The sequence below is a fragment of the Paraburkholderia azotifigens genome (genome assembly GCF_007995085.1).
GTDB classification, from domain to species: Bacteria; Pseudomonadota; Gammaproteobacteria; order Burkholderiales; family Burkholderiaceae; genus Paraburkholderia; species Paraburkholderia azotifigens.
Window position 1 is genome coordinate 1,745,351 of the sequence record NZ_VOQS01000005.1, and the last position, 11,822, is coordinate 1,757,172.

General features: G+C 63.0%; 11 protein-coding genes and 1 pseudogene. 6 read left to right on the forward strand and 6 right to left on the reverse strand.

What is annotated here, in order from left to right; translation table 11 throughout:
- Nucleotides 1-25 precede the first annotated feature (25 nt).
- The 3 genes from FRZ40_RS39835 to arsH are packed head-to-tail and all read left to right on the forward strand — an operon-like array spanning nt 26 to nt 2,399.
- A complete protein-coding gene (locus tag FRZ40_RS39835) occupies nt 26-520 on the forward strand; it encodes an arsenate reductase ArsC (RefSeq protein ID WP_147237951.1) in 495 nt (164 codons plus the stop codon).
- A 23-nt stretch (nt 521-543) separates the two neighbouring features.
- Nucleotides 544-1,614, forward strand: a complete 1,071-nt coding sequence (gene arsB / locus FRZ40_RS39840) for an ACR3 family arsenite efflux transporter (protein WP_028365931.1) — start codon at nt 544-546, stop codon at nt 1,612-1,614.
- Nucleotides 1,615-1,661: 47 nt separating this feature from the next.
- The gene (gene arsH / locus FRZ40_RS39845; RefSeq protein ID WP_147237952.1) at nt 1,662-2,399 is read left to right on the forward strand and encodes an arsenical resistance protein ArsH; all 738 of its coding nucleotides are present in this window, start codon (nt 1,662-1,664) and stop codon (nt 2,397-2,399) included.
- A gap of 144 nt (nt 2,400-2,543) precedes the next feature.
- On the opposite strand, the pseudogene FRZ40_RS39850 reads toward arsH, so the two are convergent.
- Nucleotides 2,544-2,714: pseudogene (locus FRZ40_RS39850) on the reverse strand (aldolase); the annotation flags it as partial.
- A 168-nt stretch (nt 2,715-2,882) separates the two neighbouring features.
- Between FRZ40_RS39850 and FRZ40_RS39855 the strand changes: the two are divergent.
- Both FRZ40_RS39855 and FRZ40_RS39860 read left to right on the forward strand, forming a co-directional pair.
- Entirely contained in the window at nt 2,883-3,665 is a 783-nt protein-coding gene (locus tag FRZ40_RS39855) for a DeoR/GlpR family DNA-binding transcription regulator (RefSeq protein ID WP_147237953.1), read from the forward strand.
- Nucleotides 3,666-3,693: 28 nt separating this feature from the next.
- Nucleotides 3,694-4,830 carry an MFS transporter gene (locus FRZ40_RS39860; protein WP_147237954.1) on the forward strand — a complete coding sequence of 379 codons (1,137 nt, stop codon included), beginning with the start codon at nt 3,694-3,696 and terminating at the stop codon, nt 4,828-4,830.
- 1,657 nt (nt 4,831-6,487) lie between these two features.
- Here FRZ40_RS39860 and FRZ40_RS39880 read toward each other — a convergent pair.
- The 4 genes from FRZ40_RS39880 to FRZ40_RS39895 all read right to left on the reverse strand — a co-directional run bounded on the left by FRZ40_RS39880 (nt 6,488) and on the right by FRZ40_RS39895 (nt 10,482).
- Nucleotides 6,488-6,844 carry a LysR substrate-binding domain-containing protein gene (locus FRZ40_RS39880; RefSeq protein ID WP_338048196.1) on the reverse strand — a complete coding sequence of 119 codons (357 nt, stop codon included), beginning with the start codon at nt 6,842-6,844 and terminating at the stop codon, nt 6,488-6,490.
- 127 nt (nt 6,845-6,971) lie between these two features.
- Entirely contained in the window at nt 6,972-8,051 is a 1,080-nt protein-coding gene (locus tag FRZ40_RS39885) for a porin (protein WP_167528757.1), read from the reverse strand.
- Nucleotides 8,052-8,167: 116 nt separating this feature from the next.
- A complete protein-coding gene (locus FRZ40_RS39890; protein WP_147237955.1) occupies nt 8,168-9,469 on the reverse strand; it encodes a dicarboxylate/amino acid:cation symporter in 1,302 nt (433 codons plus the stop codon).
- A gap of 149 nt (nt 9,470-9,618) precedes the next feature.
- The gene (locus FRZ40_RS39895) at nt 9,619-10,482 is read right to left on the reverse strand and encodes an amidohydrolase family protein (RefSeq protein ID WP_147237956.1); all 864 of its coding nucleotides are present in this window, start codon (nt 10,480-10,482) and stop codon (nt 9,619-9,621) included.
- Nucleotides 10,483-10,615: 133 nt separating this feature from the next.
- Here FRZ40_RS39895 and FRZ40_RS39900 point away from each other — a divergent pair, with 133 nt between their 5' ends.
- On the forward strand, nt 10,616-11,542 hold the full coding sequence (locus FRZ40_RS39900; RefSeq protein WP_028367125.1) for a LysR family transcriptional regulator: 927 nt from the start codon (nt 10,616-10,618) through the stop codon (nt 11,540-11,542).
- A gap of 74 nt (nt 11,543-11,616) precedes the next feature.
- Here FRZ40_RS39900 and FRZ40_RS45910 read toward each other — a convergent pair whose 3' ends face one another.
- Nucleotides 11,617-11,790: a nickel-binding protein gene (locus FRZ40_RS45910; RefSeq protein ID WP_275671103.1), complete on the reverse strand. Its 174-nt coding sequence runs from the start codon at nt 11,788-11,790 to the stop codon at nt 11,617-11,619.
- Nucleotides 11,791-11,822 lie beyond the last annotated feature (32 nt).

The following is an 11,822-nucleotide window of genomic DNA, read 5'->3' on the forward strand; positions in this document are numbered from 1 at the left end:
CCGGGTGCAATTCAATGAGAAACCTATGACGACCAACGTATTGATCCTGTGCACGCACAACTCGGCGCGCAGCGTGCTCTCCGAAGGCATGTTGAATCACTGGGCCCAGAAGCTCGGCAAGGATGTGCGCGCGTTCAGCGCAGGGAGCGCCCCGAGTGGCCGCATCAATCCATTTGCACTCGAAGCATTGGCGAATGCGGGTATCGATACGGCAGGCTATCGCAGCAAAAGCTGGGACGAGTTCACGCAGGACGATGCGCCGCAAATGCGCATCGTCATCACGGTATGCGACAGCGCAGCCGCCGAGACATGCCCGTTCTGGCCGGGTAGTCCCGTCAAGGTGCACTGGGGCTATGCCGATCCGTCGAACGCGCCGGGCGGCGATGAAGGCAAGCGTCAGGCATTCGAGTTGACTCGCCAGGCCATCGGCTATCGCATGCTGCAGTTGCTCGAGCTTCCCATGGACAGTTTGAGCAATGCCGAGCTTCAGCAGGCGCTCGACAACATCCTGCAAAGCTGAACCCTTTTCCATCGAGTTGTCCCATGAACACCCCCAACGTTGTCGCTCAACAGGCGACGGCTTCGAAACCGGCCATCAGCTTCTTCGAACGATACCTGACCGTCTGGGTCGCGTTGTGCATTGCCGTCGGCATCCTGTTCGGCCAGGTTCTGCCCGGCGTCTTTCAGGCAATTGGCCGGATGGAGTACGCGCAGGTCAATCTCCCCGTCGGCCTGCTGATCTGGGTGATGATCATCCCGATGCTGGTCAAGGTCGATTTTGGTTCGCTGCATGAAGTGCGTCAGCACATCCGGGGTATCGGCGTGACGCTCGTCGTGAACTGGCTGGTCAAACCTTTCACGATGGCGTTCCTCGCCTGGCTGTTCATCAAGCACCTGTTCGCGACGCTGCTGCCCGCGGCGCAGCTTGACAGCTACGTGGCTGGCCTGATCCTGCTGGCCGCAGCGCCCTGCACGGCGATGGTGTTTGTCTGGAGCCGTCTCACGGGCGGCGATCCCCTCTTCACGCTCTCGCAGGTCGCGCTGAACGACAGCATCATGGTGGTCGCATTTGCGCCACTCGTTGGCCTGCTGCTCGGCATTTCGGCCATTACGGTCCCGTGGGCGACGCTGCTTACCTCGGTCGTGCTCTACATTGTCATTCCGGTGATCCTCGCGCAGATCCTGCGCAAGGTGTTGCTCGCCAGGGGCGAAGCGGCATTTGAGGCAGCAATGAAGAAGATCGGTCCCTGGTCGATCACTGCGCTGCTCGCGACGCTGGTGCTGCTGTTCGCCTTCCAGGGCGAAGCGATCCTCAAGCAGCCGCTCGTTATCGTGCTGCTCGCGGTGCCGATCCTGATCCAGGTGTTCTTCAATTCGGCGCTGGCATACTGGCTGAATCGCGCGGTCGGGGAAAAGCACAACATTGCCTGCCCGTCCGCGTTGATCGGCGCGTCAAACTTCTTCGAGCTGGCGGTCGCCACGGCAATCGGTCTGTTCGGTTTCAACTCCGGCGCCGCACTGGCAACCGTCGTGGGCGTGCTGATCGAGGTTCCCGTCATGCTGCTCGTCGTGCGCATCGTGAACCGTTCGAAGAACTGGTACGAGTGCGCCTGAAGGTTACGGAACCGATCGGATGAATGACATCAAGGAAGTGACCATCGATGCGGAGGGCAAACGTGTCTGATCTCAAGACAGAACTGCCGCAGGTTGACCCCGCACTGTTCCGCGTTCCCGACATCGAGCGCCTTCAGCCCGCGAAAGTCTCGCCGCATCCGCCGCGCATCCTGCTGCTCTATGGCTCGCTGCGTGAACGCTCCTTCAGCCGACTGCTGAGCGAAGAAGCCGCGCGTCTCCTCACGGCAATGGGCGCCGAAGTGCGGACGTTTAATCCAAGCGGCCTGCCGCTACCCGACGATGCCCCGGACACGCATCCCAAGGTAGCCGAACTGCGGGATCTGGTGCTGTGGTCGGAAGGCATGGTCTGGTGCTCGCCCGAACGCCACGGCGCAATGACGGGCATCATGAAATCGCAGATCGACTGGATTCCGTTATCGGTCGGCGCGGTCCGGCCGACACAGGGCAAGACACTTGCCGTGATGCAGGTGAGCGGCGGCTCGCAGTCGTTCAACGCGGTGAACCAGATGCGCGTGCTCGGACGCTGGATGCGCATGCTGACCATCCCGAACCAGTCGTCGGTGGCCAAGGCGTTCATGGAGTTCGATGAAGCCGGCCGTATGAAACCTTCCGCTTACTTCGATCGCGTCGTGGACGTGATGGAAGAGCTGGTGAAGTTCACGTTGCTGACCCGCGATATCGGTCCGTATCTGGTGGACCGTTACAGCGAACGAAAGGAAAGCGCCGAGGAACTGATGAAGCGCGTGAACCAGGCCAGGATCTGACCCATGCCGCGATCCGCTTCGGATCTCCAGCGTGGCCAGGCCCTGGTTTCATATCGCATCGCGCTGAGCCGCTTCAGGATTCACGCACGTTCCATCTAAACCGGCATCGTGCCGTCAGTTCCGTCTGGTCCATCCGGTACTCGCTCAGAGACGATCGGCCTGACGACACCAGTAGTCGAACGTGCCCTTCACGATTGATGTCTTCAACAGATAGTCATGCGCCTCGGCGGCAAGGTCGTCCGCGACGGGCGTGACCGGGCCGAACGCGCGCGCCCGCACCTGCATGCGCGCAGCGCGCTCCAGATACAGGGCGAGGCCCCATGCGCGAAGTATCGAATGATGAGCGGTCTGTTGCGGGCAGGCAAGCGTTCAATTTACCCGCCAGACTGGCCTTGCGCGTTCGATCCCGTCATTCGACAAGCTATGTGCCGTGCACGTTTATGCACGTTTACATTCTCGTTCATGCACGTTATGCTGTCGAACATGAACGACGATATTCCCCTCGCCCGACGCGACGAAATCGCCCGGCGTCTCGCGGACGGACGGCCCGTCGTGGCGGCGACGCTCGCTGTCGAATTCAATGTCTCCGAAGACGCGATCCGTCGCGACCTCCGCGCGCTGGCTGCCGAAGGCCGTTGCCGCAGGGTCTACGGCGGCGCGCTGCCCATCACGCCCGCGTCCGCGCCAATGGCGAGCCGCATCGATGTCGCACGCGAACGCAAGTCGGCATTGGCTCGCGCGGCCGTATCGCTGGTCCGGCAAGGCGAGCTCCTGTTCCTCGACAGCGGCAGCAGCAACCTCGCGCTCGTCGATGTGTTGCCGGATGACTTTGAACTCACGGTCGCCACCAACTCCATCGACATCGCCGCCGCCGTGCTTCGCAGACCCGACCTGCAACTCATCATGATGGGCGGCAGTGTCGATCACGCCGTCGGCGGAAGCGTCGATGCGACTGCCGTGCAGAGCGTCGAGCAACTGAATATCGACCGTTGTTTTCTGGGTTCGTGCGCGATATCGCCGAAGGGAGGCATCAGCGCATTCGGCCTCGCCGACGCGACGTTCAAGCGCGCCGTCCTCGCGTCGAGCGCGCACAGCGTCGTGCTCGCGCTTACCGATAAATTCGACGCCCGCGCGCCGCATCGCGTCGCAACGATTAAATCGATCGATTGCGCGATCGTCGAACACGATCTGCCGCGCGCGGAATTTGCAGCCCTCTCCAAAGCGGGTACGTCGGTTCTTAAAGCCGAACCGCCCGCCAGCCTCTAAAAACACGATTCCCTGGAGCCTTGCAGCAATGACGCCCGATCAGCCGGCCGCCCGCCTTGCCACCCGCCTTGCCTTCCTCGTGGCCGGCTTCGGCGTTGCGTGCTGGGCGCCGCTCGTGCCGTTCGCCAAGCAGCGGCTCGGCGTCGACGACGGCGTGCTCGGGATGCTCCTGCTTTGCATTGGCCTCGGGTCGGTCGTCGCGATGGTCGTCACGGGCGCGCTCAGCGCACGATACGGCAGTAAGCCGATCATCGTTGCAGGAGGCTGCGGGCTCGCCGTTATCCTGCCGATGCTGTCGGTGGTCAGCACGCCCTTCACGCTCGGCGTCGCGTTGCTCGCGTTCGGCGCAGCGCTCGGTTCGCTCGATGTCGCGATGAACATTCACGCGGTCGAGGTCGAACGCGCGGCGGGCAAGCCGCTGATGTCGGGCTTTCATGCGCTGTTCAGCGTCGGCGGATTTGCCGGCTCCACGCTGGTGACCTTTCTGCTGTCGATGCACATCGGCACATTCGAAAGCACCTTGCTATGCGCCGCGCTCATGCTCGGCGCAATCGTGATCGCGCGCTCACGCCTGATCGAAACAGCCGAAGCCAACGATGGCCCGCTGTTCGTCGCGCCGCGCGGCATTGTGCTCCTGCTGGCCGCGCTCACGGCGATCACGTTTCTCGTCGAAGGCGCGCTGCTCGACTGGAGCGCGCTGCTCATCACGGGCGCGGGACTCGTCGCGGCCGCTCAGGGCGGATTGGGCTACATGCTGTTCTCGATCGCGATGACGGCAGGCCGCCTGGGCGGCGACGCGGTGACGGCGCGCGTCGGCGATCGCGCTATGGTGTTCTGGGGCGGTGTGGTCGCGACGGCGGGCTTCGCCGTCCTGCTGACCGCGCCGGTCGCGGCCATTGCGATGGCCGGCTTTCTGCTGATCGGGCTGGGCGCGTCGAATGTCGTTCCTGTGCTGTTTCGCCAGGCGGGCTCGCAACGCGCGATGCCGTCGGCGCTCGCCGTCGTGGCGATCACGACGACGGGTTACGCGGGTAATCTCGTCGGCCCGGCGGGCGTGGGCTTCGTCGCCAAGGGCATCGGCCTGCCAGGCGCGTTCTGGCTATTGGCCGTCCTGCTCTGCCTTGTGCCGTGCTGTGCGCGTTTGGTGACCGCGCAGCGCGCCTGAGCAGTTCATCCCAGGAGGCACGGCGAATGCTGCGGCTACATCGGGGTGATCGCGGATATCCCATAGGACGACGACCCGGGCCACCCGTCCAGATCGGCCATCAATATGGCGAGCGCTTTCATGGCTCCCAGACTTACGATAAGAAACCAGGTTGACCGCTCCCGTTGCCGAGGCAAAGGCAGGGGCGAACACGCAGAACGGTCCCGCGGCGCATTTCGATGAGCACTCCGCAAGGGGACGGCACATGAACGTGGTGGATGAAAGGATCAGACGAAACGGTACGAAGCGTTTTGTAGCGTCGAGTCAGGCCAGGCCTGCGCAACCGGGTGCAGGTAATCAGGACGCCGACATCGAGGCCGCACGGCCTGTGCGGAGCAGACATTTTGTCCTTTGGGCTGCGTGGGCAAGTGCATCATTGGCTGCCGGCGTCATGGGTATCGTCGTGCTTGGCGATTGGCTCAACCATGATCAGGCACTCGGGATCACCGGATCCGGGTCCACAGAGCGGCACACGTCATGGTCCGGCGATGTCGCGCCACCAACGTCGGCTCCCGCACGCGGAACGGCCGCTGCTGCTAATCCTGAGCTTGCATCGCCTGTGCTTTCCGCTCCGTCCGATCAACGCGCTGGACCAACGTCGAATTTTGCTGCACCGCAGTCGGCTACGCGCGCGCCCGCGCAGTCGGCTACGCGCGCGCCCGGTCAGGCAAACTATGCCGCCACGCAGGATCGCCGGCATCCGGCATCACACGTCAGACCATTCGCGCGACATGCGCGCGAGATCCCCCGACCCACCTCGCCAACACAGCAAGCGTCTTCGTCCCGTCATGTCGCGAGATCATCGTCGACTCCGGGCCGTGGAATCGCGATTGGCACGGCCGAGCTTCCCCCGCCATCGGATCCCGCCCTGTTGGATCGCCGTGCCGCACCGTCTCCAAATTTTCCTTCAGTGCAGCTGGCTGAAGGACAGCATGCAGGCAGTTACGGCGGGAGGGGTTCGGGTGCTGGGGGTTCGGGTGCTGGGGGTTTAGGTGCTGGGGGTTTAGGTGCTGGGGGTTTAGGTGCTGGGGGTTTAGGTGCTGGCGGTTTAGGTGCTGGCGGTGCAGGTGGTTCGGGTGCGGGTGGTTCGGGTGCAGGTGGTTCGGGTGCAGGTGGCCACGGCGCAGGCGGTCACGGCGGCGGCGGAAACGGCGGCGGTGGAAACGGCGGCGGTGGAAACGGCGGCGGCGGCAACGGCGGCGGTGGAAACGGCGGCGGCGGGAACGGAGGGGGCGGAAACGGCGGCGGCGGCAACGGCGGTGGCGGGAACGGAGGGGCGGGAACGGCGGTGGCGGAAACGGCGGTGGCGGAAACGGCGGCGGCGGAAACGGCGGTGGCGGGAACGGAGGGGGCGGAAACGGCGGCGGCGGAAACGGCGGCGGCGGAAACGGCGGCGGCGGAAATGGCGGTGGCGGGAACGGAGGGGGCTCGAGATAATCGGTCGCCTTTTTCAGCGGCGCTTTCGTACTAGAGACGAAGCTCATGGCGGCTACCCGATGGGTACTCCCGATTACATGGAACACCGAGAGGCGATATCAGGGGCCCCCTTCGCTCAGGCTCCTGGCCGAATCCGGGCGACAGCGACCGCATCGCCACCCCGCGGCACACGACAGCCCGGTCACCCGCGAAGTGCGCGCGGACTGAAGCGACCCTGCTGGCCGGCGCTGCGTGCCGCATCTACCAGATCGGCGCAGGCGGGCGAGTCGGAGCGAGGGACCGCGTAGAAGCGTACAACTGGCAAGGCCGGCAATCCCTCTTTGCGACCCAGCAGGCGCAGGCCTTCGACTCGCTGACTGTCGGCGATGACCGTAACGGCAAAACCCGAACTCGCCGCCGACAGGCAGCCCGCCATGCTGCTGCTCTCGAACGCCAGGCGCCACGCGCGATCTGCCTTGTTAAGCGCGGTGATCGCCGACTCACGATAGATGCAGGGATCCGGAAAGACGGCCAGCGGCAGCGGCTGGTCGAGGGCCAAAGGTTCATTCACTTCCCGCAGCGCGAAGCGCCGGAGGACTTCGCCGATGCCATTATTCAGTTCTACAGATAAGATTGCGTAGAAGTGCCCGGCACACGGAACGGATATCAGATCAACGCACGATGGCCTAGAACGTGTGCTGGATGCCGACTCCGTACGTGCTGCCGGACGGGTAGCCCGTCAGCTTGTCGTACGAATAGACCGCGTACACGTAGGTGCGCTTCGAAAGAATGTAGTCGTAGGCGAGGCTCCCCGTATTGCGTACGTCGCTGCGATCGAGCGGCGCACTATGTTTCGTGCGAGCCCATTCCGCGAGAATCACATTCGACGGCGAAAGCGGAACCGACACGCCTAGCTCGTAGGTGTGGGAGCCCGTTTCCACGTTGTCGTTGCTGGTCATCTGCGCGGCTCCATAAACCTTGACGAATCTTGCGTCGTAGGCGGCGCCGATCAGATACAGATCCTGCCCCGTCGACGGCGCGACGGCCGCGGACCGTACGCGTTGCGCAGAGAATACGGCTGTCAGCGGTCCCTGCACATAGGTCAGATGCACGCCGATATTGTCGCGCCCCTGATGCCCCGCCGTGCTGCTCACCCCATAGATCACGGTGCCCGTCAGACCGCCGAGACTCGGCGATACATACTCGACGGCGTTCTGCCAGACAGTGTCGCCAATCTGCGTATTGTTGTAGCTCGCCGTGTACGACTGCACGATCAGGGGCGAAAACACCACCGACGAACCAAACGGATTCACGAACTGCTGATTGATGTAGGTCGGGTTGGTCTGCTCGCCGAGCTTCACCGTACCGAACGCGCCCGTCAGGCCGACATAGGCGTTCCGCGAGAACAGCCCATCCGTTGCGTTGCGCCCCATTTGCCCCGTGTTCGGCCTGAAGAAGCTTTCGAGCGAGAAGACCACCGCATTGCCGCCGCCGATGTCTTCGCGCCCACGCATGCCCCAGAACGACGTGGTCATTCCGCCGCCGCCCATCTGGACCGTGGCTGCGTGACTCGTACTGAGTTTCGAGCTGTCGATATACATGCCGATCAGCCCATACATCTGCACGCCCGGCGATGTCATCGTCGCCGCGCCCGCCGCGGCCTGGGAGGCGTCCGCAAGTGCGGCGCCCGACGTTGCCGCAAGGCACACCGCCGCGGCACAACGGATACTGAAACGCCAGCCACGTTGCTGGTTGCCCTTTCGAATGGACTTCAACTGCGTCTCCTGTGATTGATATTTTTTGGGCGCGAGCGGCCCCGCTGCGTGTGCCCGGCGCACACGCAGACCGTGATGTTCAGACGTTATGTTGTTGGGCTAGATGCTCATTCCGCGCGACGGCGCAGCATCTCGGCGTTCAGCCGTGAACGGTCGAGTTCGTGTTCCCATGCGGATACGACCAGCGTCGCGACGCCATTGCCGATCGTATTGACGATCGCGAGCCCGGTGCCCATAAAGCGATGGATGCCGAGAATCAGCACCATGCCCGACACAGGGATCAGCGGAAACACCAGCAACGTCGAGGTCAGCATGACGAACGCCGCGCCCGCCACGCCGCTTGCGCCCTTCGATGTCAGCATCGCCACGCCGACCAGCGTCAGTTGCTGTGTCAGGCTGAGTTCGACATTGAATGCCTGGGCGATGAACAGCACGGCCATCGTCAGATAGATGTTCGTGCCGTCCAGATTAAAGGAATAACCCGCCGGAATGACGAGGCCCACGACCGACTTCGAACAGCCGAGGCGCTCGAGCTTTTCGAGCATCTGCGGCAGCGCTGCCTCCGACGAACTCGTGCCGAGCACAATGAGAATTTCCTCGCGGATATAACCCATGAATCGCCAGATACTGAACCCGAGCACGCGCGAAATCGCGCCGAGCACGACTAGCACGAAGATGATGAGCGTCAGATAGAACGCGCCGATCAGCTTGAGCAACGGCAACACCGCACCGATGCCGTACGTGCCGATCGTGAACGCGATCGAGCCGAACGCCCCGATCGCCGCGACCTTCATGATGATGTGGACGATGCCGAACAACGTATGCGCGAAGCCGTCAATCATGGCGGCCAGCGCACGTCCGCGCTCGCCGGCCGCCGCGAGTGCAGCGCCGAACAGCACCGAGACAAGCAGAATCTGCAGCACGTTGCCCGACGTGAACGCTCCTGTAATCGTGTCGGGAATGATGTGCATCAGGAACTCGACCGTATTCTGCTGATGCGCCGCCGTGGTGTAACCAGTCAGCGCATGGGTGTCGATTTTCGCCGGATCCAGATTGAAGCCGCTGCCGGGATGAAACAGATGTCCGGCGACAAGTCCGACCACGAGCGACAGCGTCGACACCAGTTCGAAGTACAGCAGCGCCTTGCCGCCCACACGACCGACCTTTTTCATGTCGCCCATGCCTGCGATGCCCGTGACCACGGTGCAAAAAATGATCGGGCCGATCACCATCTTGATCAGTTTGATGAACGCATCGCCGAGCGGCTTCATCTGCACCGCGAGCGACGGGGCGAAATGGCCCAGCAACACACCGAGCAGGATCGCGACGAACACCTGGAAATAGAGCGCGCGGTAGAAAGGCTTTTTGACTTCCCGCGCGCGCGACGACATCACCGCACCGTTATTCATGACGCCCCTCGTCGGCGGAGGGCGTAGCAAAGCATCTGAAACATCGTGTCTCCTGACCAGAAATGGTTGGCGTAGCGACGGGCAAGGCCGCCGCTCCTTACATCTGCCATCGCACGTGGCAGTTCATGCGAACTTCGAAGACGGGTTCTTCAGAAACCGTAAAGGCGCGCGGGGTTCGTGACCAGCAGCTTCTCGCGCAATCCAGCGTCCGGACAGAAGCGGAACAGCAGATCGACCAGCTCGCCGTCGTTTGGCATGTCCCTGCTGATGTTCGGATGCGGCCAGTCGGTGCCCCACAGCACGCGGTCGGGCGCCGCCTGTATCAGCGTGTGGGCGAACGGAATCGCGTCGTCGAAAGGCCGCCGGCCCGCGGAAACGCGCTCCGCGCCGCAGACCTTAACCCACGCGAGGGGATTGCGCATGAGCTCCAGCAGTTGCCTGAACGGTTCTTGATCGAGCCCCGCCTCGGCATGGACGCGCCCCATATGGTCGATCACGAACGGCACCCTGATGCGCGCGATTCTCCCGGCGTAGTGGAGAATGTCTTGTGCATCCAGATGTAGCACGACATGCCAGCCGAGCCGCTCGATCCACTCCAGCACGGAGTCGAACACATCGAGATCGGGCGCGCCCCCCAGGTGCGCAACGAAATTGAAGCGCACGCCGCGCACGCCCTGCGCATCCAGCTGAGCCAGCTGATTGTCGGTCACATCGCCGTCGACGATCGCGACGCCGCGATAACGGCCGTTGCCGCGCGCGATGGCATCGAGCATCGCCGTATTGTCCGTGCCGTGGCAGCTTGCCTGCACGATCACCCCACGGCTCACGCCGAGGGCATCATGCAAGCCCGCGAGGCGCTCGAACGGTGCGTCGGGCGGCGTATAGCTGCGATCCGGCGCGTAGGGGAAAACGTCGGCGGGGCCAAATACATGACAGTGCGCATCACAAGCTCCTGCAGGCAGCGCATGCGCGGGTCGGACGGGATGGGGATCGGGAGCCAGACAGGATTTCATTGCAAGGTCGTCTCTTCGTCAGTGTTCCGCGTGCGGTGCGGACTCGATTGGGTGAGCGCATTGTGACGATCCCTGCCGACGCCTACAATTGCCATACCGAACTAACTGATATGTGACTTTCACATACCTTCCAATGGAACTGAAGCAACTCGAGGCATTTGTTCAGGTTGCCGAACTCGGCAGCTTTACGCGTGCGGCGATCACGCTGGACACCAACCAGCCCGCCTTGAGCCGGCTGGTGCGGCAACTGGAGGTCGAGTTGCGTCACACGCTGCTCGAACGCAATGGGCGCGGCGTCACGCCGACGCCGGCCGGGCAGCGGATGCTCGAGCATGCGAAAGGGATTCTTCAGCAGGTGCAGCGTGCGTCGCAGGATCTCGACGGCCTTCATGGTGCGCCCGGAGGCCATTTCGGCATCGGCATTACACCGAGCTTTGCGAAGGTGGCCACGCACGAGCTCGTCACGAGTTTTCGAACTACGTTCCCGGGTGCAACCATTTCCGTCGCACAAGGGTTGTCCACTTATCTGATCGAATGGCTGATGATGGGTCGCATCGACGTCGCGGTTCTGTACGACACGTTCGACACGCCGCTAGTCGACAAACGAACCATCTTCACCGAGGAATTGTTTCTGATCGGCCCGGATACGCGCGAAGCGCAAGAAGAGACACCGTTCGCGCCTTCGGCTGCCATCCCGCTGCGGAACATTGCGCGTTATCCGCTTGTGATTCCAGGCCGCATGCATGCGATCAGACGGATGGTCGAATCGGCAGCGGCCGAGCAAGGCGTGCGCTTACGGATCGAACTGGAGGTGGACGCTGTGACGTCGATTCTGGATCTCGTTACCGAGGGCATCGGCTATGCCGTGCTATCGCTGAACGCAACGACCAGCGACGCGCTCAAGCGACGGTTCAACGTCATGCGAATCACCGAACCGACGCTCTTCAGCCGTCTCGCCATAGCGACCAGCAGCAAGCACACGCTGTCGCAACTGGCTGTCCAGGCCATCTCGATGCTCGAGGCGAAAATTCTGCCGTTGTACGGCGACGCCGCCGCATAGCCGTTGCGCGTCCAGGACGATGATGAAGGCGTGCGGACTCTCAGCCATCCGATGATGTATCCGTGCACCGTCCTCTAGCTAAACATTTCCGGCCGCAGGTCGCTTACCTCTATGATCACATCGGCCGGCAGATTAGCCCTGCGTGCGGCGGCACGGATGGCGTCGGCGTTGGGCGCCTCATACAGGCAATAAGTTTTCTTCTTGTCCGCGCTAAGACTGATTTTTCGACTGAGCGAAGAGCGGGGCATGGATGAACCTTGAAGACGCGCCGTGTCACACG